General features: G+C 32.0%; 16 protein-coding genes. 6 read left to right on the top strand and 10 right to left on the bottom strand.

The annotated features are described in order from the left end of the window. Positions 1 to 246: 246 nt before the first annotated feature. The 4 genes from purU to P0R33_RS05060 all read right to left on the bottom strand — a co-directional run bounded on the left by purU (position 247) and on the right by P0R33_RS05060 (position 4,333). Positions 247 to 1,101, bottom strand: a complete 855-nt coding sequence (gene purU, locus P0R33_RS05075) for a formyltetrahydrofolate deformylase (RefSeq protein ID WP_276174478.1) — start codon at positions 1,099 to 1,101, stop codon at positions 247 to 249. 99 nt (positions 1,102 to 1,200) lie between these two features. After that, entirely contained in the window at positions 1,201 to 1,917 is a 717-nt protein-coding gene (locus tag P0R33_RS05070) for a DUF4197 domain-containing protein (RefSeq protein WP_276174477.1), read from the bottom strand. Positions 1,918 to 2,237: 320 nt separating this feature from the next. Next, positions 2,238 to 2,585: a hypothetical protein gene (locus P0R33_RS05065; RefSeq protein WP_276174476.1), complete on the bottom strand. Its 348-nt coding sequence runs from the start codon at positions 2,583 to 2,585 to the stop codon at positions 2,238 to 2,240. Between the two features lie 191 nt (positions 2,586 to 2,776). Continuing rightward, positions 2,777 to 4,333: a L,D-transpeptidase family protein gene (locus P0R33_RS05060; RefSeq protein WP_276174475.1), complete on the bottom strand. Its 1,557-nt coding sequence runs from the start codon at positions 4,331 to 4,333 to the stop codon at positions 2,777 to 2,779. Between the two features lie 293 nt (positions 4,334 to 4,626). On the opposite strand from P0R33_RS05060, the gene P0R33_RS05055 reads away from it, so the two are divergent. Continuing rightward, positions 4,627 to 8,067 carry a methylmalonyl-CoA mutase family protein gene (locus P0R33_RS05055; RefSeq protein ID WP_276174474.1) on the top strand — a complete coding sequence of 1,147 codons (3,441 nt, stop codon included), beginning with the start codon at positions 4,627 to 4,629 and terminating at the stop codon, positions 8,065 to 8,067. Positions 8,068 to 8,228: 161 nt separating this feature from the next. Next, on the top strand, positions 8,229 to 9,803 hold the full coding sequence (locus tag P0R33_RS05050) for a T9SS type A sorting domain-containing protein (protein ID WP_276174473.1): 1,575 nt from the start codon (positions 8,229 to 8,231) through the stop codon (positions 9,801 to 9,803). 354 nt (positions 9,804 to 10,157) lie between these two features. Here P0R33_RS05050 and P0R33_RS05045 read toward each other — a convergent pair whose 3' ends face one another. The 4 genes from P0R33_RS05045 to P0R33_RS05030 all read right to left on the bottom strand — a co-directional run bounded on the left by P0R33_RS05045 (position 10,158) and on the right by P0R33_RS05030 (position 13,190). Further along, positions 10,158 to 10,544: a secretion protein gene (locus P0R33_RS05045; RefSeq protein ID WP_276174472.1), complete on the bottom strand. Its 387-nt coding sequence runs from the start codon at positions 10,542 to 10,544 to the stop codon at positions 10,158 to 10,160. Between the two features lie 379 nt (positions 10,545 to 10,923). Then, complete coding sequence (locus tag P0R33_RS05040; RefSeq protein ID WP_276174471.1) at positions 10,924 to 11,328, bottom strand: secretion protein; 405 nt, start codon at positions 11,326 to 11,328, stop codon at positions 10,924 to 10,926. Positions 11,329 to 11,821: 493 nt separating this feature from the next. Beyond that, complete coding sequence (locus tag P0R33_RS05035; protein WP_276174470.1) at positions 11,822 to 12,226, bottom strand: T9SS type A sorting domain-containing protein; 405 nt, start codon at positions 12,224 to 12,226, stop codon at positions 11,822 to 11,824. Between the two features lie 598 nt (positions 12,227 to 12,824). Beyond that, positions 12,825 to 13,190 (bottom strand): DUF3244 domain-containing protein, encoded by a 366-nt coding sequence (locus P0R33_RS05030; protein ID WP_276174469.1) that lies wholly within the window; start codon positions 13,188 to 13,190, stop codon positions 12,825 to 12,827. Between the two features lie 450 nt (positions 13,191 to 13,640). Here P0R33_RS05030 and P0R33_RS05025 point away from each other — a divergent pair, with 450 nt between their 5' ends. From P0R33_RS05025 to P0R33_RS05015, 3 genes are all read left to right on the top strand, one after another. Further along, positions 13,641 to 14,513 (top strand): AraC family transcriptional regulator, encoded by an 873-nt coding sequence (locus tag P0R33_RS05025; protein WP_276174468.1) that lies wholly within the window; start codon positions 13,641 to 13,643, stop codon positions 14,511 to 14,513. A 265-nt stretch (positions 14,514 to 14,778) separates the two neighbouring features. Then, on the top strand, positions 14,779 to 15,648 hold the full coding sequence (locus P0R33_RS05020) for an alpha/beta hydrolase family protein (protein ID WP_276174467.1): 870 nt from the start codon (positions 14,779 to 14,781) through the stop codon (positions 15,646 to 15,648). A gap of 91 nt (positions 15,649 to 15,739) precedes the next feature. Then, entirely contained in the window at positions 15,740 to 16,255 is a 516-nt protein-coding gene (locus P0R33_RS05015) for a hypothetical protein (RefSeq protein WP_276174466.1), read from the top strand. Positions 16,256 to 16,328: 73 nt separating this feature from the next. On the opposite strand, the gene P0R33_RS05010 is transcribed toward P0R33_RS05015, so the two are convergent. Both P0R33_RS05010 and P0R33_RS05005 read right to left on the bottom strand, forming a co-directional pair. Then, complete coding sequence (locus P0R33_RS05010) at positions 16,329 to 17,303, bottom strand: TerC family protein (protein ID WP_276174465.1); 975 nt, start codon at positions 17,301 to 17,303, stop codon at positions 16,329 to 16,331. Between the two features lie 349 nt (positions 17,304 to 17,652). Then, positions 17,653 to 18,669: a glutamine synthetase beta-grasp domain-containing protein gene (locus P0R33_RS05005; RefSeq protein ID WP_012024410.1), complete on the bottom strand. Its 1,017-nt coding sequence runs from the start codon at positions 18,667 to 18,669 to the stop codon at positions 17,653 to 17,655. A gap of 428 nt (positions 18,670 to 19,097) precedes the next feature. On the opposite strand from P0R33_RS05005, the gene P0R33_RS05000 reads away from it, so the two are divergent. Beyond that, positions 19,098 to 21,287 carry a glutamine synthetase III gene (locus P0R33_RS05000; RefSeq protein ID WP_276174464.1) on the top strand — a complete coding sequence of 730 codons (2,190 nt, stop codon included), beginning with the start codon at positions 19,098 to 19,100 and terminating at the stop codon, positions 21,285 to 21,287. Positions 21,288 to 21,680 lie beyond the last annotated feature (393 nt).

The raw sequence follows: 21,680 nt of genomic DNA, 5'->3' as shown, positions 1-21,680 counted from the left end.
ATCTATCGGGTTTATTTTTTATTTTAACTGGACTGAAGTCCAGCCCTACAATATAGATCGAGCCAAAGGCTCTAATTTCGTTCCGAAGGAACAATTTATGTTGTAGAGCTGGACTTCAGTCCAGTTTAATATGCAGGAAAAGAATCTATAGACAAAAATCTTAGGGATCTTGGCAAGCTTTAACACGCAAAAACAAAACTTTGCGCACTTTGCGAAAAACCTTTGTGACCTTTGCGTTAAAAACCATCAAGAAAAAACAACCGTTTTGTTACTGTAAACCATTGTTTTACGTTCAGAATGCAATTTTATCGCTCTTGCTAAAACTATTCTTTCTAAATCTCTTCCTTTCATAATAAAATCTTCTACAGAATGAATATGCGAAACACGCGCAATATCTTGCTCGATAATCGGACCTTCGTCTAATTCTTCTGTAACATAATGACTTGTTGCACCAATAATTTTTACTCCGCGTTTAAAAGCAGAATGATACGGCTTTGCTCCAGGAAAAGCTGGTAAAAAGGAATGGTGAATGTTAATGATTTTATTTTCGTAAAGCGAAATCAGTTTTGGGGTTATAATTTGCATATAACGAGCTAAAACAATAAAATTGATTTCATATCTTTTTAATAATTCAATTTGTTTTGCTTCGCCTTCTTCTTTGTTGTCTTTGGTAAAAGGAACAAGATGAAACGGAATATCAAAACGTTCTGCAATTGATCTTAAATCGTTGTGATTACTGATAATTAGTGGAATTTCTATGTTTAATTCACCTGCGCTGTAACGTCCCAAAATATCAAAAAGACAATGATCGTATTTAGAAACAAACAATGCCATTTTTGGTTTTTGATCCTGATTGTACAAATCCCAAGACATCTCAAATTTGGATGCAAGAGCTTGTTCAAAATCTTCTTTAAAACTTTCAACGGTTATTTCAGAATTGGTAAATTCGCATTCCAATCTCATGAAAAACACGTTCTGTTCAACATCAACATGCTGGTCGATGTAAGTAATATTTCCGCCCACTTTAGCAATAAAAGTAGTCACTGATGCGATAATATTCTTTTGGTCTTTACAGTGAATTAGAATTGTAATTTTCTGCATTTGGTTATTTTTTGGTTAGTTACAAAGTTGCAAAGGTTCAGAGTTACAGAGGTCACTTTGTATCTTTGTTACTATGAACCTTTGAACCTTCAGAAAAATCTATTTTCCATCCTGCATTGCAAATACACTTTTTAATAAAGGCGTTGTTCTTGCAGAGATGTTATTGCGTATTTCTTTTTCTTCAACAGCAATCATTTTAAAAACTCCAGACAAAGCTTGAGTTGTGGTATAATCTGTTAGATCTGGATTTACTTTTTTTACTAATGGAATTGTATTGTATTTTGTAATAATGTTTTTCCACACTACATCGGCGCCTACTTTTTCAAAAGAACTTTTAATTACTGGATTAAATTTTCCGTACAAGGCAGTTGTAGTACTTCCTTGCAAATAAGTTGTTGCAGCACTGTCATTTCCTAATAGAATATTTTTGGCATCTGTAAACGACATATTTTTAACTGCGGTAACAAAAATAGGAGTTGCTTCTTTTACGGCATCTTCTGCAGCACGATTTAGCATTTTAATTCCTTCATCTGCAAGAGAGCTTAAACCTACTTTTCGTAAAGTTGCATCTACTTTTTGCAATTCTTCTGGCATTAAGATTTTTACAGCTTCATTTTTATAAAACCCGTCAACGGCAGTTAATTTACTCACTTGTTGAGTAATTCCTTTGTTTAAAGCTTCTTTCAATCCAGAGGCAATATCTGCATTGCCAACCGGGAGCTGTGATGCTATTTGTGGCAGCTGATTTAAAGTCTGTTGAACTTGTGCACATGAAGTAAGCGAAAACGCAAAGGCTAATAGAATAATCTTTTTCATTATGGAGTTTTATTAAGTTTCAAAAATACTACTTATTCAAAAACAAAGCCACAATTTTATTGCTATAGAAGAAAGATTTTGTTGAATAAATAACAGGAATTGTAATTGTTTAAAATACGTATAAAATAAGTTGTCTGAAATGTATTTTAGTCAATTTTTGCATTGTTTTTCCATTGAAAAAGTAAATCTTCAAAAAAAGATTTTATCTCTGGATTTTTACCATCAACATAAACCTTAGAGGTGTTTTGTTTTTTTAGAAAAATGGGATAAAAAAACACCCCAAATTTTTATGAGATGTTTCTACTATAATTGTTTCAATCTTATTGTAAATATTGTAAATTAGGATGATACGTCGGATTATTATTTTTCAATTCATTCAAAATATCCTGCGTATAATCTTTTCCTCCTTTAATCAAATAAAAAATAGATTTAAGCACATAAATTGGTCCGTAAGGAATACTTCGCCAGCTTAATGATAAATTTAAAAAGAAATGTTTTAAAGCATATTTAAAAGTATGTTCGTTCGGACGAACAAAATAAACATTCGAAAGTTTAAATTTCTTAAAGAGTTTTGAAATAGTATTAGGAAAAACAATAAATTTTCCGCCTTGTTGTACCAGTACATTTATTTCAAACATTGTTAGACCTTCTGTATTATTTGTTTTCATAATAGTTAACTTTAAATATTATAAAATAAGTGGTATATTTTTGAGCAAAAGTCGGGAGGTTTAAGAAAATGTTTTGTCTGTAAAAGGTTTAATAGTAATAAGTTAAGGTTTTTTTGCTTTCTAAAAAAGACTAAAAAAGAGAGAAATTACCAAAAAATGATAATTTCTCTCTAAGATTGAATAAAATTGTATTATTGAGCTACAATCGCAGTTTCGCTTGTAACTTCTTTATCTTTTTCATAAACATCTTGAAAAAATCCTATTTCGCCATTTTCATTTACTAATGAAGTAAAATACGTAATGTAGATAGGTACTTTTTTAGATAATTTAAAGCTGCTTTCTGTTTTTCCTTCCATTGCCTTATCAATTTTTGCTTGAGTCCATTCTGGATAATCCTGCAACATGGCAACTGCCAATTCTTTAGCCATTTTTACATTAATACAACCGTGGCTAAAAGTTCTTTTTTCAAAATCGAATAAAGTTTTAGACGGCGTATCGTGCATGTAAATATCATCTGAATTTGGAAACATAAATTTCACTAATCCTAAAGAATTATCTGGACCTGGTTTTTGTCTTACTTGTCCGTTTACCATTTCCATATTTTTTTCAGCCAAATAATTTGGATCTGAAGCGATTTTGGATCTTAACTCATTTTGAACAATACTTTGTGGAACTGTCCAATACGGGCTAAAAACAATTCTATCAATTTCTCCATTAAAAATGGTTGTTTTAGTTAAAGGTGCACCAACAAAAACAGGCGAGGTTAATTGAACTTTTCCGTTTTTAACATATACCATTTCATAAGAAGGAACATTTACCAGTACATATTCATCGCTTGCAGCAATTTGAGCAGCAATCGCGCGGCATCTTTCCATGTTTAACTGTAAAGTTTCCATTTTTTCAGAAAGTGGAATATTCATCTCCTTAATATGTTCTTCCGCAAGAATATAATTTGGTTTAAATCCGTTACGAACTTTGTATTTCATTACAGCATCCATTAATTCTCTATCATAAACATCGCTTTTAGAATCCTGTTTTAAATCCCCCAATAAATATAAACGGGTTCTAACTTGCGCGATTGTATTAGATACAGCATCTGGACGTAAATCTTTATATGGAACTTCAGTTTCAATAGGTTTCCATTTATGAGAACGGTCTAGTTTTTTATATTTTTTTAAAACATCTTGCAATTTGTAATATTGGTCATATTCTACTTTTGCATCAAGATTGGCAGTTGCAGATGATTCTTCAATAGTGCTATAGTTCAAGAAATCTTTAAGCATTACATCATAAGCCAATTTCTTTTTGTCAGTATTATTTTTTTTAGTGTACATTACATACAATGAACTTAAAAGCATATCAGCATCTGTTTTAGAAATATTAGATTCTGATTTAGAATCAAATAACAGATCTATTTCTTTTTGGTAAGGAACAATTAAATCGTTAGTTTTTTTTGCTTTTTCATACAATACAGAACCAAATTCGTTGATTTCATCTTCATCAAACCAAATACTTCCAAGCGTTCTGTTTTTGTATAATGACATAATATCCGATTTGTATTTTTTTAAATCAGAATATCTTTTGAAAAAGTCATTAGCTTTCGCTGCGTTTGCAAGATCTGTATCGTTGAAAACGGTTGTGTGGTTTGAAGTTTTTTTATGGGAAAAATTGCTGTTTTCAATCGTATTGAAAGAAAATATAAAGAAACTCAAACCCAAAATTACGGTGAATGAATAAAATGTTTTCATTTTTTAAATTTTTACGTTATTACTTTTTTTGATGGTAAGCTTTGGTAAAAATTTGGGGCTTTTCTACAATGCTAAATTACTTTAGAAGGCCTTGAAACATGTTTTTAGATTTTATTTAAATGTTGCGAAATTGCCATGTCTTTAAGCTTTCTTTAACTATATCAATTAGTTACGTAAATTGTTACCCTTTAGGTTCACGAAATCGATTTATTTTTGTTAAGATAAGCTTAGAGTGAGGATCGAATATTAAAATATTTTGTAAATTGCCTCCATAAAATTATCATATTCATAAAATGGAACAACAAATACCATATATTCCTAAAAATAAAGTAAGAATTGTAACTGCTGCTTCACTTTTTGACGGACATGATGCTGCCATTAATATTATGCGCCGTATTATTCAGTCAACAGGAGTTGAGGTTATACATTTAGGTCACGACCGAAGTGTTGAAGAAGTGGTAAATACCGCCATTCAAGAAGATGCCAATGCAATTGCCATGACTTCTTACCAAGGCGGACATAACGAATACTTTAAATATATGTATGATTTGCTTCGCGAAAAAGGAGCAGGCCACATTAAAATCTTCGGAGGTGGAGGTGGAGTGATTCTGCCAAGCGAAATCGAAGAATTACACGAATATGGTATTACAAGAATTTATTCTCCAGATGACGGCCGTTCTCTTGGTTTGCAAGGAATGATTAATGATTTGGTTCAGCGTGCTGATTTTCCTATTGGAGATAAACTAAACGGAGAAATCGATCATATTGAAAATAAAACACCAACTGCAATTGCACGTTTGATTTCTTCGGCAGAAAATTTCCCGGATATTGCAAAACCTGTTTTTGATAAAATACACGAAAGCAATTCTGATTCTAAAATTCCAGTTTTAGGAATTACAGGAACGGGCGGTGCAGGAAAATCTTCTTTGGTTGACGAATTGGTTCGTCGCTTTTTAATTGATTTCCCAGAAAAAACAATCGGATTAATTTCTGTCGATCCTTCTAAGAGAAAAACTGGAGGAGCACTTTTAGGAGACAGAATCCGTATGAATGCGATTAATAATCCTCGTGTATATATGCGTTCGCTGGCGACACGTCAGTCGAATTTGGCTTTGTCTAAATATGTAGCCGAAGCGATTCAGGTTTTGAAAGCCGCAAAATACGATTTGATTATTCTGGAAACTTCAGGAATTGGTCAGTCTGATACCGAGATTATGGATCATTCTGATGTATCCTTATATGTAATGACACCAGAGTTTGGAGCGGCAACACAATTGGAAAAAATCGACATGCTTGATTTTGCCGATTTAGTGGCTTTAAACAAATTTGATAAACGTGGAGCATTGGATGCTTTACGCGATGTAAAAAAACAATATCAGCGCAACCATAATCTTTGGGAAAAGAATCCAGATGAAATGCCTGTTTTTGGAACAATCGCTTCGCAGTTTAACGATCCGGGAATGAATACGCTTTACAAAGCAATTATGGATAAAGTGGTTGAAAAAACCGATTCTGAATTGAAATCGACTTTCGAAATCACAAAAGAAATGAGCGAGAAAATCTTCGTGATTCCGCCACACAGAACACGTTATTTATCTGAAATTGCAGAGAATAACAGATCTTATGATGAAATCGCCATTTCACAGCAAAAAGTAGCGCAAAAATTATACGGAATTTTCAAAACTATTGAATCAGTTTCTGGAAAAGTTCCTGAAATCAATAAAGCTGGAATTGACGATTCGACTGTTTTACCAAGCGGAATTGCTGAACATGATGAAAACAGAATCTTTTTAAATCTTTTACTAAATCAATTCGATAAAGTAAAAATGGATTTAGATCCGTACAATTGGGAAATTATCTTGAATTGGGATGAAAAAGTAGCGAAATACAAAAATCCGGTTTACTCGTTTAAAGTTCGTGATAAAGAAATCAAGATTGCCACGCACTCTGAAAGTTTATCACATTTACAGATTCCGAAAATTGCTTTGCCTAAATATGAAGGCTGGGGCGATATCTTGCGTTGGAATTTACAGGAAAATGTTCCTGGAGAATTTCCATTTGCTTCGGGGTTATATCCGTTTAAACGTGAAGGCGAAGATCCGTCGAGAATGTTTGCGGGTGAGGGCGGACCAGAAAGAACCAATAAACGTTTTCATTATGTAAGTGCGGGAATGCCCGCAAAACGTCTTTCTACGGCTTTTGACAGCGTAACTTTATACGGAAACGATCCAGATTTGCGTCCGGATATTTACGGGAAAATTGGAAATGCGGGAGTTTCAATTTGCTGTTTGGATGATGCTAAAAAACTATATTCAGGTTTCGATTTGGTTCATGCTTTAACTTCGGTAAGTATGACGATTAATGGGCCTGCGCCAATGTTGTTAGGTTTCTTTATGAATGCCGCAATAGATCAGCAATGTGAGATTTACATTAAGGCAAATGAATTAGAAAAAGAAGTTGAGGCAAAAATCAACAAACTATATAAAGACAAAGGAATCGAAAGACCGAAATACCAAGGCGAACTTCCTGCTGGAAACAACGGTTTAGGATTAATGCTTTTGGGCGTTACGGGAGATCTGGTTTTACCTTTGGATGTTTATAACGAAATAAAAGTCAAAACGTTAGCGCAAGTTCGTGGAACGGTTCAGGCCGATATTTTAAAAGAAGATCAGGCGCAGAATACTTGTATTTTTTCAACCGAATTTGCGCTTCGATTAATGGGTGATGTTCAAGAATATTTTATTACTAAAAACGTTCGTAATTTCTATTCGGTTTCGATTTCTGGATATCATATTGCCGAGGCGGGAGCAAACCCAATTACGCAATTGGCATTTACGCTTTCAAATGGTTTCACTTACGTGGAATATTATTTGAGCCGCGGAATGAACATCAACGATTTTGGACCAAATTTATCGTTCTTCTTCTCAAACGGAGTAGATCCAGAATATTCGGTTATTGGTCGTGTGGCGCGTAAAATTTGGGCAAAAGCCATGAAAAATAAATACGGAGCCAACCAAAGAGCACAAATGCTGAAATACCATATTCAGACTTCTGGACGTTCGTTACATGCGCAGGAAATTGATTTTAACGATATTAGAACAACTTTACAGGCTTTATATGCTATTTACGATAACTGCAATTCATTGCATACCAACGCTTACGATGAAGCGATTACAACGCCAACAGAAGAATCTGTACGTCGTGCAATGGCGATTCAGTTGATTATTAATAAAGAATTAGGTTTAGCGAAAAACGAAAACCCAATTCAAGGTTCGTTCATCATCGAAGAATTGACTGATTTAGTTGAAGCAGCAGTTCTTCAAGAATTCGACAGAATCACAGAAAGAGGCGGAGTTCTAGGCGCAATGGAAACCATGTACCAAAGATCTAAAATTCAGGAAGAAAGTTTGTATTACGAAACCTTAAAACACAACGGCGATTTCCCAATTGTGGGTGTAAATACATTCTTGAGTTCAAAAGGTTCGCCAACGGTAATTCCGGCTGAGGTTATTCGCGCCACTGAAGAAGAAAAACAATATCAAATTACGATGTTGGATAACTTGCATCAATTTCACGAAGCAAAAGTAAACGAGCATTTAAATACGTTGCAGCAAGCTGCTATTAAAAACGAAAACTTATTCGACCATTTAATGGAAGCTACAAAAGTTTGTTCTTTAGGTCAGATTACTTCGGCGTTGTTTGAAGTTGGTGGGCAGTATAGAAGGAATATGTAGTTTTTGTACTTAGATTTATGAAAAAACCTCTCATGCGAATGGGAGGTTTTTTTTTATGAATAAGTAATTTGTCTTTAAGATTAAATATTTTTGTATGATAAATCATATATTTGTTTTTTTATGATTACTTTTTTTTTAAAATAATTAACCTTAATTACTGAATGAAAACAAAATTACTTTTAATTTTTCTACTCTTTTTAACAATACAAATAAATGCTCAACAATTAATTTATGATTTTATAAGTACACCGTCGACTTTTAAAATATTTAATGATAAAATCATATTTTACGGCAATCAAGAAGATACTGGTCGAGAATTATGGCTCAGCGATGGAACTAATTCAACTACAAAAATATTAAAAGACATATATCCTGGTACAGAACAATCAGTAAAATCAGGTTCAGCAATTTTAAATAATAAGTTTTACTTTATGGCTAGAGATGAAAGTTCTGAAGGTGAAATATGGGAGACAGATGGAACTGATTCTGGAACTAAAAAAATCACAAACTTTATTAACGGAAGAACTTTTAAGCTCACGACAGTAGGGGATAGAATATTTTTTCTAGTTCGATTAGATACAAATAAATTCCAAATTTGGAAAACTGATGGAACAACTAGTGGAACAGTATTCATTAAAGAAATTTCAGATTATTGGAATAATTCGACATATGAAGGTAATTGTAATAATACTTTTATATTTACAATTCAGCCAGCTTCAACTATGAACTCAAGAGTATGGAGAAGTGATGGCACTGCTGATGGGACTTATCCTATAACGCAACAAATGGATGGAAATGGTTCCGATTCTGGAGGAACAGCTGGTTTTACTCAGTATATAGTACATAATAATAAGCTATATTTTGTAACTAGATATTTTTTATATGAAACGGATGGAACTCTTGAAAATACCAAAAATATTGGTAATGTCTGGAATGCACAAAATAATATTGTGAATCACAGTAATGTTATCGAAGCAAATAATGAACTTTATTTTATGTTTTATTCATCTGATTTAAACAAGCTGTCAATATGGAAGTTTGATAACGTTGCTAAAAACTTATCCGAAATTTATGTTAACAGTAGCAATAAATATTTTACTCCGTCTAATTTTTCGAAAACAGATGATTCTTTACTTTTCTTCGGATCAAATACAAGTGGAAATACATCTTTATTATCCTTAAATCTAAATGATTATTCGGTTACAGATTTGAAAGAGTTAGCAAATAATGATTTGCAGAGGCCTGATTTCTTTTTTGTATCAATTTATGATATAGCTACGATTTATAAAATTAGGCAAGATGAGTACTTTATTTCTTCTGGAGTAAATGACAAATTTTTGAGAAAAGGATGGATATTTAATAAAACTTTGAATAGAGCTGAAAATATAAATACGCTTGACAATATAACTCAAGCTATCGTTTTTAAAGACAACTTGTATTATGGAAAGGATTCTAAATTCTGGAAGTATAGCAATGATTTAAGTACTCCTATATTTGGAAATAAATCCCCGTTAGTTTTCTTTCCTAATCCTTCAATCAACTTTATCAATATTAAAGCTGAGAATAATAATCAAGTTGAAAGTGTTCAAGTTTTTGATTTAAATGGCAGACTAGTTACAAATACATCTGATTTTGCTAATGATAAAATAGATGTTTCTAAGCTAAGTCCCGGAACATATGTTTTAAAAGCGAAAGTTGATGGACGTGAGGTATCAAAGAAAATAATTAAACGTTAAACTTCCTCGCTATATTGAGATAGCCATTTTGAACATGATGTTCTTGAATATCTTTCCAAGTATCCAAAGTCTTCATTTTATAAAATTTGCTGATTGCTGTGCGAAGTCTCCTGACTTCGTACCCGTTCCAATTATCTATAAAGAATATAAAAATAATTTTGGAACGGAATATAGCGGCGGGTACGAAGTCGGGAGACTTCGCACAGCAACGGTCACAGATCTTTGCGGAGTTACAAGTGTGATTTATCCCTTCGGTCGAAATGAAAATATTATAGATGTTTTCTAAAAAAAAGACATAAAAAAAGCAGCTTCTGGTACGAGCTGCTTTTCTAATTTTTGGGGGCAAAAAAGTGATTAACGACGAAATCCTGGACTATGATTAGCAGAATTGTCTAATTTCACATTTTTCACCTTTTTAGCAGCAACTTTAATTTCGTGTTTCGCAACTTTGTCGTTTGCTTTCAATTCTAGAACGTAAGTTCCAGCAGGAAAGTTTTCTAAACTAATTGTTTTTGAAACCTCTAACTTATCTGCTAAAGCGTCTCCCGCATAAAGTAAGTTGTGGTTCTCATCATAAATAGAGAAAGATGAACTCTCAACAGTGTCTAAAGTAAAGCTAACTACTTTTCCGTTACCTGTTTTAATGTTTAAAATATAGTCACCTTTTCCGTCAATGGCATAGGTAAACACAGTCGCTAAAAAAAAGGCAGCAACTAAACCAGCTTTGGTAAATTTTGTCATGTTTTTTTTAATTGTTAATTACTAAATGTGGAACGCGTAAAACTACAAATAGAAATTTAATTTTTAGCAAAAAAATAGCATTTTTAAGCAGTTAAGTTGCTGAATTAAAACTATTTCTATTCTTTGTTTGAACTATGTACGTAAATACTGGGATTGCGGATTTATTTTTTTTAAAATTTTTTCGATTTTTTTTATTGCTTAGAAATCAGTTAGTTGAATTAATAAGAATATTTTTTCAGAAAGTGATTTAGTGTAAAAATCACCTTTAAATTTAAGCACAAAAAAACAGCTCATTAACCAACAAAGAGCTGTTCTTTTGATATTAAAAGTTTACTTTTTAATTTTTTCTTACCTCATTTTATACCCTTAGTATAAAATCTTAACGGGCAGCGACATTTGTATTTTTAGCAAAACCATATTTATAAACTGAAGAAATTGCATTTCTAGATAAAACAGATGCATTTTCAGTTATTTTAATTTCATATTTTGCTCTTTTTACATTGTCTTCTACTTCTAAGAAGTAAGTTCCTTCTGGAAATTCTTCTAAGCTGAAAGTTCTCAAAATTCCTTCTTTACCAGAAGCATTTTCAGAATAAATTAGCGTTCCGTCTTTGTCATAAATTGCTAAGCTGGCTTTCTGTACTTTGTTAAGAGCGAAAGTGATCAGTTTTCCATTAGCTTTCAATACGTGAAGATTAAACTCCGACGTTCCGTCAATTGCGTAAGTGCTTATTCCTGTGAAAAGCAACGCTGCTACTAAACTCATTTTTGCAATCTTTTTCATGGGACTTAATTTTTAAATTATTAGTTCTAATTCTCTGATGCTAAATTAGTTATGAATATCAAGAAAAAGCGCAACTGTATTTTCTTATTTCTATGCTATATTCTCATTTACGAAACCGTTATAGGTTAAAACTTGAATTATATTTAATGTTTTTGTTAATTCAGTTATTATTTTTTAATGTTTCGCTTGATTTTAACTTTACACTCGATTAAAAATTTATTTACAATGAGCTGAGGTTTTTAACGCAAAGTGCGCTAAGTTTTTTTTAAATTTTTGAGACTTATAAAAGCGCAAAGTCCGCAAAGCTTTGTCTATAAAACTTTGCGGACTTTGCGCTTTTTCTTTGTGAACTTTGTGTTAAAAACCTTTAATTAAAGAGCAAAAAAAAACAGCTCAGTAACCACAAAGAGCTGTTTTTAAAACTTTAAAAGTTTTTAAACTTTACTAACTATCTAACCTCACTTTTTATACTGTATGAGAGTATAAAAATCTTTTAGCGTGTTGCCACGCTAGTATTTTTAGCAAAACCTGATTTGTAAACAGATGCAACAGCATTTTTAGATAAAACAGTTGCTTCGTCAGTTACAGTGATTTCGTATTTTGCTTTTTTTGTATTGTCTTCAACTTCTAAGAAGTATGTTCCTTCTGGAAATTCTTCTAGACTGAAAGTTCTTAAAATTCCATCTTTGCCAGAAGCAGTTTCAGAATAAATTAAAGTTCCTTCTTTGTCATATATTGCTAAGTTGGCTTTCTGTGTTTGGTTAAGACCGAACGTGATCAATTTACCATTAGCTTTTAATACGTGAAGATTAAACTCCGACGTTCCATCAATTGCGTAAGTGCTAATTCCAGTGAAAAGCAACGCTGCTACTAAACTAATTTTTGCAATCTTTTTCATGGGACTTAATTTTTAAATTAATAGTTCTAATTCTCTGATGCTAAATTACTTCTGTTGTAAGTATAAAAGCGCAACTATATTTTCCTATTTATATGCTATATTTTCATTTACGAAACCGTTATATGTTAAAATTTGAGTTTATTTTTATCGTTTTGGCTTATTTGGTTATTTTTTTTCAACGTTTTTCTTGATTTTAACTTTACAATGATTTAAAGGTTTGTTTAATAAATGTAAGAATAGGTACAAGGTTCTAAGATGCTAAGTTTCTGAGATTTTTCTTTTGTGAATATAATTGTAGAGCAGCAATGCAATTTTGTCTACAATTCTGTTTGTCAACAATAGATCTTTATATATAAGAGTAAAGTAAAAAACAATAAACTAAAAAACAATAAACTAAAACCTTAGAAACTTAGCATCTTAGAACCTTAGAATCTTTAAAAAAGTATAAAGCAAAAAAAAACAGCTCAGTAACCACAAAGAGCTGTTTTTAAAACTTTTGAAAGTTTTTAACTTACTAACTATCTAACCTCACTTTTTATACTTTATTAGAGTATAAAATTTTAAGTGCCGTGAAGTAACACTTAACTTTAATATTTTCTTAGTAAACTGAAGAAACTCCTTTTGAAGACAAAACTGAGTTTTTAGAATCTACTGTAATATCGTATTTTACTTTTTTGTAACTATCTGCAACTTCTAAGATATATTTTCCTTGTGGAAACTCTTCTAAACTGAAAGTTCTTAAAATTCCTTCTTTACCAGAAGCATTTTCAGTATATAGTACATTACCATTTGTATCATAAATGCTAATAGTAGCTCTTTGAAGTTGATTAATTCCAAATGCAATAACCTTGCCATTTCCTTTTAATACATGAAGATTTAATGCCTCATTTCCATCAATTGCATAAGTACTTATTGCTGTTAGAAGTACTGCACATACTAAACTTAATTTCATAATCTTTTTCATATTCTGTAGTATTAATTTTTTTAGTTCATTTCTCTGAGGCAAAGTTATAGCAGCAGTTGTGTTATTTTAACAACTATATTTTCCAATTTATATGCTATATTCTCATTTACGAAACCGTTATAGGTTAAAATTTGCGTTTAATGTTATGTTTCTGTTAATTTGGTTGTTATTTTTCAAAGTTTATTCAAAATTTGATTCTTCCTAAAATTTCCTTCTTTCCTACAAAAAATACCATAATGGTATAAAATCATGCTTCAAATTATGATATTTTAAAAAAATTACGGAGAAAAAAACGAGACACTAAAAAAAAGCCGATTTTGATGTAAAATCATCAGTATAAAATGCTTGATTTTTATGCAAAATCCTCATTTACGAAACCGTTATAGGTTAAAATTTAAATTATTTTAGGTGTTTTTGTTAAATTTGCTATTATTTTTTAAAGAAATTATCATGAAGACTATTGCCCCAGCTCTTGAAGTGATAACTAACTCATACGGAAGTTCTTTTACTTACGCCAAACACGCCGAAAAGACCAATAGCAAAGCTCATTTATGGCATTATCATCCAGAGATTGAGTTGGTTTATATTAATGGTGGGGCGGGGAAGAGACAAATAGGAAGCCATGTTTCTTATTATACCAATGGTAGTTTACTTTTAATAGGAGCTAATTTGCCTCATTGCGGATTTACAAATGAACAAACAGGAAATACAACAGAAACTGTTATTCATATAAAACCTGAATTTTTAGGAAACGATTTTTTTATCGCTCCTGAGATGAAAAAAGTTCAGAATATTTTAAAACAAGCTAAAGGCGGAATCGCTTTTGGCGGTGAAACGAAAAAAAGAATAGGAAAGAAAATTGAAATGATGGAAAATGAACCGCCATTTCAAAGATTGCTTACTCTTTTAGGAATTTTGGACGAATTAGATTCTTCAACTGAATCGACTATATTAAACGCCGACGGATTTTCATTAGAATTGCAAACTCAAGATAATGACCGTATGAATGTGGTTTTCAATTTTGTGAAAGATCATTTTCAAGAATCTATTTCTATAGATGAGGTTTCGAGTTTGGTAAGTATGACTACGCCATCGTTTTGTCGTTATTTCAAAAAGATTTCCAATAAAACATTTACAGAATTTGTAAATGAATACAGATTGGTGCACGCTTCTAAACTTTTGGCAGAACAGCCAATCAGTATTAATGAAGTTTGTTACGAAAGTGGTTTTAATAATTTCAGCCATTTTAGCAAATCATTTAAACAATATACAGGTAAAAGCGCATCGCAATACCGTCACGAGCATAAGATTATTATTAGTTAATTTTTGTATTGCCACGAATTACACTAATCTTCACGAATTGATTTGTGTAATTAACTAAAAAAGACATTTTACAAATCCGATCAGTTAAAAGCTGATCGGATTTTTTTTATTCCTACATCCTGTTTTTTGTATTGTCATAAAAATTGCTAGAGTTAATTAGTGAGAATTGGTGCAATTCGTGGCATAAAAAGCTGGTCGGATTTTTCATATGTTCTATTCTGAAAAAAGTTATATTTACATTCCCTAATCAGAAAAAAAACATAAAATGAAAAAATTTAAATTGCTGTTGTCTGCCTTTTTGCTTTGTCTTACAACCATGACATATGCCGCAAAAGTAGACACCTTACAAGTTGCCAGCGCCGCTATGGGTAAAACCTACAAAGCTGCTGTAGTTTTGCCAAATTCTTATTCTAAAAGCAAAACCACTTTTCCGGTAATGTATTTATTGCACGGAGCCTACGGACATTTTAGCGATTGGCTTAAAAATACTCCAAACAAAAAACTGGTTCATAATCTTGCAGACCAATATAATATGATTATTGTGATGCCAGAAGGTGAGACTTTTAGTTTTTATATTGATAGTCCTGTAAATAAAGAAAGTCAGTTTGAGACTTTTATTACTCAAGAAGTAATTCAGAAAGTAGATAAAACGTATAAAACGATTGCCAATAGAAACGGAAGAGTAATTACCGGACTTTCTATGGGCGGACATGGTGCTTTGTATTTGTCGGCCAGACATCCAGATTTGTTTTGTGCAGCAGGAAGTATGAGTGGTGCGGTAGATATGAGTACAATGCTCAATAGAGATTCTTCGGCTCAAATTGTAAAATTGATGCAGCCCGTTTTTGGAGATAAAAGCGGAAACACCGAATTATACGAGCAAAATTCTGTTTTAAGAATGGCTGATAAATTAAAGACAAATAAACTTCCGTTAATTATAGATTGCGGTGTTGATGATTTTTTAATTGAACCAAATAGAGAATTGCACAGAAGATTAGTTTATAATAAAGTAGATCACGATTATACGGAACGTCCAGGAGCGCATACTTGGGATTATTGGGAAAATTCTCTTCCATACCATGTTTTATTTTTCAATAAAATACTGCTTAAAAATCAAGTGACTGCGAAAAAATAAAGTCTTTTTTTACATAAAATAAACCGAATCGCTTTTTTTGGTTTGATTTTTGGAATATCTTTATAGTATAATCCTTAAAAAAAACAAGTTTATGAAAAAGATACTTACCTTATTCGCTGTTGCAGGACTAATGGCGTTTTCGAGTTGCTCGAATGATGATGATAATGTTGACTACGATACAATTGCTCATGTTATTGATGTTAATAATGTTAATTTTGCTTCTAATGGAGATGGAGAAGTTATAGATTTTGGTTTTACGCTTTTTCCTGGCGATGTAGTTTTGATTTACAGAGCGACAGGAGTAGCAAATGGAAGTACTCTTTGGTCTCAAATTCCAGAATCACATTATTATGATGATGGGACTTTATTTTTTACTTATAAATTTAATTTTAGTCGAGTAGATTTTGAACTTTATCTGGATGGATTTAATTTAAATACTGTGCCGGCTAATTTAGGAACTAATCAAAAATTTCGTGTTGTAATTGTTCCTGGTTCGGATCCTGAAATTAGTAATAAAACAGTAAATAAAAAAGATTACTCTGATTACAATACAGTTATTGCAAAATATAATATTGATGATAGTAATGTTAAAACAATTAATTTATAATTGAAAATATTGATAAACATAAAAAAAGGAAATCGTAAGATTTCCTTTTTTTATGTTTATATGTTTTAAAGATTTATTCTTTATCAGAATCAGAATCTGTCAAAACTTTTTCTTCTCCAAATTTTAATGAAACCAGAACTCCAACTAAAAGAGATAAAGCGATAAAACCTAAAGAAGCCCATTCTGGTACTTCAATATAATCGTGTAGAAGCATTTTTAATCCAACGAAAGCTAAAATAGCTACCAAGCTGTATTCTAAATAACTGAATTTTGCCAGCATATTTGCCAGAAAGAAATACATAGAACGCAATCCTAAAATGGCAAAAATATTAGAACTAAACACTAAAAATGGATCTTTGGTAATAGCTAGAATTGCAGGAACGCTATCTACTGCAAACAATACATCCATAACTTCGATTACGATTAAAGCAACAAATAAAGGTGTTGCCGCTTTTTTTGCAGTATTGGTTGTGATAAAGAATTTTTCTCCATCCATTTCTGAAGTAATCGGAATAATTTTGCCTAACGTTTTGTATACAAAAGAATCTCTCGGGTGAAAATCTTCGTCTTCTCCAGAAAAAAGCATTTTTGCAGCAGTAAAAAGCAAGAACAAACCGAATACATAAGTAGTCCAGGTAAATTTGCTAATTAACATTACTCCAAAGAAAATCATTAATCCGCGGAAAACTATAGCGCCTAAAATTCCCCAGAACAAAACACGGTGTTGGTATTTTTGCGGAATTTTAAATGAAGCAAAGATAATTGCAATAACAAAAATGTTATCTACGCTTAAAGATAATTCGATTAAGTAACCTGTAATAAACTTCATTGAAGCTACCGCAGGTTTTAATCCATCAGGATTTTCGATATAATCTGTGGTGTATAACCAGTAGATTACACCAGAAAAAAGAAACGATAAAGTTACCCAGATTAAAGTCCATTTGCTGGCTTCTTTTGTGCTAATAATATGTGGTGTTTTGTTAAAGACACCAAGATCTAAAGCAAGAATAAAAATTACAGCAAGTAAAAAGAGAGTCCAGACTATCATAATGAATTTTTTAAATGATATACAAAGATAAGTTTTGAAGTTTAACTTAAAAATTAAATTTAGCCTTAAAATTAAGTAATATTTGTTATTTGTAAAGCGCTAAATGTTATATAGTTATAAGGTTTTTGAAGAAGATTTAGTCTTTCGAAATATTTAGACATATTGATTTTTAGTCTTTGTTTTGTCATTCCGAGGAACGAGGAATCACACATATAACTCCTCAAAGTGAATTGTCAATCTTTGTCGATTCTCTAGTGTGATTCCTCGTTCCTCGGAATGACAAAAAACATGGTAAAAACAAAAGCCGACATAAAATGCCGGCTTTTGTAAATATATTGTAAGCTGTAAATTATAGCGCTGATTTAACAGTTTTGATAATTCTAGCAGCAATTTTGTAAGGATCTCCGTTTGAAGCTGGTCTTCTGTCTTCCAACCAACCTTTCCATCCTTTTTGAACAGTCATCAAAGGAATTCTGATAGAACATCCTCTGTCTGAAACTCCATAAGAGAAATCGTGGATAGAAGCAGTTTCGTGTTTACCAGTTAAACGTTGGTCGTTGTAAGCTCCGTAAACTGCGATGTGCTCAGCAGTAACAGGACGGAAAGCCTCGCAAATTCTTTCGTAAGTTGCTTGGTCTCCACATGTTCTTAATACTTCGTTAGAGAAGTTAGCGTGCATTCCAGAACCATTCCAGTCTGTATCTCCTAGAGGTTTTGGGTGGTATTCAATATAGTAACCATATTTCTCAGTCAGACGGTCTAATAGGTAACGAGCAACCCAGATTTCATCTCCAGCTTTTTTGGCACCTTTAGCGAATAATTGGAATTCCCATTGTCCGCAAGCAACCTCTTGGTTGATTCCTTCAAAGTTGATTCCAGCAGCGATACATAAATCAGCATGCTCTTCAACTAATTTTCTTCCGTGTGTGTTTTTTCCACCTACTGAACAGTAGTACATCCCTTGTGGAGCAGGGTATCCTCCAACTGGGAAACCAAGTGGAAGTTGAGTTTTAGTATCCATGATGAAATACTCTTGTTCGAAACCAAACCAAAAATCATCATTATCATCATCAATTGTAGCTCTACCGTTAGAAGGGTGCGGAGTTCCGTCAGCATACATAACTTCAGACATTACTAACCATCCGTTGATACGAGTTGGATCTGGATAAATTGCAACAGGTACTAAAAGACAGTCAGAAGAACCACCTTCAGCTTGTTTAGTTGACGAACCATCAAATGACCAGTTTCCAAGTTCTTCTAATGTTCCTTTGAAGTTTTCGTGCTCTTCAACTTTAGTTTTACTTCTAAGATTTTGAGTTGGTTCATATCCATCTAACCAAATGTACTCTAACTTAATTTTAGCCATAATAATATAAATTAATTTTTTTGTTTTTTTTCGTTGGTCAAATATAGATTTATTTTTTTAGTCCTAAAAATTAGGGGGCTATTTTGTTTGTCGAACTATAATTTTTTGGATAAGCGCAATTTTGATAGGGGTATATTTTAAAAAAAGCAATTTTAGTTAGGTTAAAAAAATAAATTCGTAATAATTACGGCACTTTTTTGAGTTTCTGAGTTAAGGAATTATGAAAAAATGTTTATTTAATCAATATTACCGCACAGTTTTGTTATATTTCTTTGCTTTGAATTCATTATTCTTCGAAAAAAGCACTTTATGTTGAAAAATTATAGTTCAAAAATCTAAAATTTATATTCTAAACAGGCTTATTAATTGTTTATATTTGTTCCTCATTTTTTTAGTGAAAATTATTACGAATTTAAAATATACAACCAATGTCAACATTACGTTTCCAAGCTTTACAAGAAGCTTCTAACAGAAAGCCGGTTCACTTTGAAGAAATTGATAGAAAATCGAATCTTTTTGGTTCAAATGTGTTTAATGAAAAAGCAATGAAGCAATATTTAACTTCGGATGCTTTAAAAGGAGTAAGAGATGCCATTCAGCACGGAACTAAAATTGACAGGAAACTGGCCGATTATATTGCAATGGGAATAAAAGAATGGGCTCTTGCAAAAGGAGTTACACATTATACACACTGGTTTCAGCCACTTACAGGAACAACAGCAGAAAAACATGATGCTTTTTTTGATACTTCTTATGATGGAAGTGATCCTGTAGAAAAATTTGGCGGTGCACAATTAGTGCAGCAAGAACCAGATGCATCTAGTTTTCCAAATGGTGGAATCCGTAATACATTCGAAGCAAGAGGTTATACGGCTTGGGATCCAACTTCGCCAGCCTTTATATATGGAACAACTTTATGTATTCCGACGGTTTTTATCGCTTACACGGGTGAAGCTTTAGATAATAAGATACCTTTATTAAGAGCATTATCTGCAATTGATGAAGCGGCTACAGAGGTTTGTAAATATTTTGACAAAAATGTAAAAAAGGTAACGGCAACTTTAGGTTGGGAACAAGAATATTTCTTGATTGATAAAGCCTTAGCAAATTCTCGCCCAGACTTAATGATGACAGGAAGAACTTTATTAGGACACACTTCTGCAAAAGGTCAGCAATTAGACGATCATTATTTCGGATCAATTCCAACTCGTGCACTTACTTATATGAGAGATTTAGAGCAGGAGTGTATGTTGTTGGGAATTCCGGTAAAAACACGCCATAATGAAGTTGCACCAAATCAGTTTGAGTTGGCTCCAATTTTCGAAGAAACAAATCTTGCCGTAGATCATAACTCCTTATTAATGGATGTAATGCAGAGAGTGGCAGAGCGTCACGATTTTAAAGTGTTATTTCACGAAAAACCATTTAAAGGTGTAAACGGTTCAGGAAAACACAATAACTGGTCATTGGCAACAGATACGGGAGTTAATTTATTAAGTCCGAGTAAAACGCCAATGAGCAATTTGCAATTTTTGACTTTCTTTATTAATACCATAAAAGCGGTTAATGATTATGAAACTTTATTAAGAGCTTCAATTGCAACAGCAAGTAACGATCATAGATTAGGAGCAAATGAAGCGCCGCCAGCTATCATTTCTGTGTTCATTGGAGCACAATTATCAAAAGTTTTACTTGAGTTAGAAAGCGTAACAACTGGAAAACTTTCGCCAGAAGAAAAAACAGATTTAAAATTGAACGTTGTCGGAAAAATTCCAGACGTACTATTAGACAATACAGATCGTAACAGAACTTCTCCATTTGCTTTTACAGGAAATAAATTTGAGTTTAGAGCCGTTGGTTCAAATTCAAACTGTTCAAACGCGATGACGACTTTAAATGCAATTGTTGCAAAACAATTGATTGATTTTAAAAATGAAGTCGAAAATCTGATTGAGAATAAAGACATGAAAAAAGATGATGCTATTTTTAATGTTTTAAGAGAATACATCAAACAATCTAAGAAAATTCTTTTTGAAGGTGACGGTTATAGCGACGCGTGGGAAAAAGAAGCTGCAAAAAGAGGTTTAAGCAATTTTAAAACAACTCCAGAAGCGATAAAAGCGAAAGTTTCTAAACAGGCTTTAGATTTATTTGCAGAATTAGGAATCTTTAATCACGTTGAAGCCGAAGCACGTTACGAAATTGAATTGGAAGAATACACTAAAAAAATCCAAATTGAAGGAAGAGTTTTAGGTGATATTGCTAGAAATCATGTAATTCCAACAGCGATTCGTTATCAAAATACTTTAATTGAAAACGTAAAAGGATTAAAAGAAATTTTCGGAAAAGAATTTGAAAATATCGCAAAAGAGCAGATTACTTTAATTAAAGAAATTTCAGGTCATATTGAAGGAATTAATACAAAAGTATTAGCAATGACAAATGAAAGAAAGAAAGCCAATCAATTAACAGACGCTCAAAAAATGGCAGAAGCTTATTGCAATAAAGTAAAACCATATTTTGAAGATATTCGTAATCATTGCGATAAATTAGAATTATTGGTTGATGATGAAAGCTGGACATTAACTAAATATAGAGAACTGTTGTTTACTAAATAATCAATTATAATCTACTGAAAACCTGTCTATTTAGGTAGGTTTTTTTATGAAGTGAAATTGAGGAAAACCTAAATAATTATTAAATAAGTAGTTTTATTCCTGTAAAATTATTTGAGAACAAATGTAATTTATCGAAATAATTTACACTTCATCGAAAAAAAGAGATTTTTAGAAAAAATACATATCGTTAATGCAGCTGACTTTGAGGAAGTTTTCTAATTTTAATCAAGAAATTAAATCAATACATATAAAATACCACAATAACCAACATAATTTAATCTGTGAAAAATCGGCGATATTCCAATCTGCCGATTTTTTTATGAATCAAATATTCGAATAAGCTAAAGAATTAAAAAAAGGGATTATCTTTGCACCACATCAACACAAACTAAT

The organism is Flavobacterium sp. YJ01 (genome assembly GCF_029320955.1).
Classification (GTDB): domain Bacteria; phylum Bacteroidota; class Bacteroidia; order Flavobacteriales; family Flavobacteriaceae; genus Flavobacterium.
Note: the sequence above shows the minus strand (reverse complement) of the source record. Positions and strands in the feature narration are given on the sequence as shown.

What these genes read in the sequence shown, in the direction of transcription:
- purU (WP_276174478.1), bottom strand. Translation starts at nt 1,101, where the DNA reads ATGCAGAAAATTACAATTCTAATTCACTGTAAAGACCAAAAGAATATT.
- P0R33_RS05070 (WP_276174477.1), bottom strand. Translation starts at nt 1,917, where the DNA reads ATGAAAAAGATTATTCTATTAGCCTTTGCGTTTTCGCTTACTTCATGT.
- P0R33_RS05065 (WP_276174476.1), bottom strand. Translation starts at nt 2,585, where the DNA reads ATGAAAACAAATAATACAGAAGGTCTAACAATGTTTGAAATAAATGTA.
- P0R33_RS05060 (WP_276174475.1), bottom strand. Translation starts at nt 4,333, where the DNA reads ATGAAAACATTTTATTCATTCACCGTAATTTTGGGTTTGAGTTTCTTT.
- P0R33_RS05055 (WP_276174474.1), top strand. Translation starts at nt 4,627, where the DNA reads ATGGAACAACAAATACCATATATTCCTAAAAATAAAGTAAGAATTGTA.
- P0R33_RS05050 (WP_276174473.1), top strand. Translation starts at nt 8,229, where the DNA reads ATGAAAACAAAATTACTTTTAATTTTTCTACTCTTTTTAACAATACAA.
- P0R33_RS05045 (WP_276174472.1), bottom strand. Translation starts at nt 10,544, where the DNA reads ATGACAAAATTTACCAAAGCTGGTTTAGTTGCTGCCTTTTTTTTAGCG.
- P0R33_RS05040 (WP_276174471.1), bottom strand. Translation starts at nt 11,328, where the DNA reads ATGAAAAAGATTGCAAAAATGAGTTTAGTAGCAGCGTTGCTTTTCACA.
- P0R33_RS05035 (WP_276174470.1), bottom strand. Translation starts at nt 12,226, where the DNA reads ATGAAAAAGATTGCAAAAATTAGTTTAGTAGCAGCGTTGCTTTTCACT.
- P0R33_RS05030 (WP_276174469.1), bottom strand. Translation starts at nt 13,190, where the DNA reads ATGAAAAAGATTATGAAATTAAGTTTAGTATGTGCAGTACTTCTAACA.
- P0R33_RS05025 (WP_276174468.1), top strand. Translation starts at nt 13,641, where the DNA reads ATGAAGACTATTGCCCCAGCTCTTGAAGTGATAACTAACTCATACGGA.
- P0R33_RS05020 (WP_276174467.1), top strand. Translation starts at nt 14,779, where the DNA reads ATGAAAAAATTTAAATTGCTGTTGTCTGCCTTTTTGCTTTGTCTTACA.
- P0R33_RS05015 (WP_276174466.1), top strand. Translation starts at nt 15,740, where the DNA reads ATGAAAAAGATACTTACCTTATTCGCTGTTGCAGGACTAATGGCGTTT.
- P0R33_RS05010 (WP_276174465.1), bottom strand. Translation starts at nt 17,303, where the DNA reads ATGATAGTCTGGACTCTCTTTTTACTTGCTGTAATTTTTATTCTTGCT.
- P0R33_RS05005 (WP_012024410.1), bottom strand. Translation starts at nt 18,669, where the DNA reads ATGGCTAAAATTAAGTTAGAGTACATTTGGTTAGATGGATATGAACCA.
- P0R33_RS05000 (WP_276174464.1), top strand. Translation starts at nt 19,098, where the DNA reads ATGTCAACATTACGTTTCCAAGCTTTACAAGAAGCTTCTAACAGAAAG.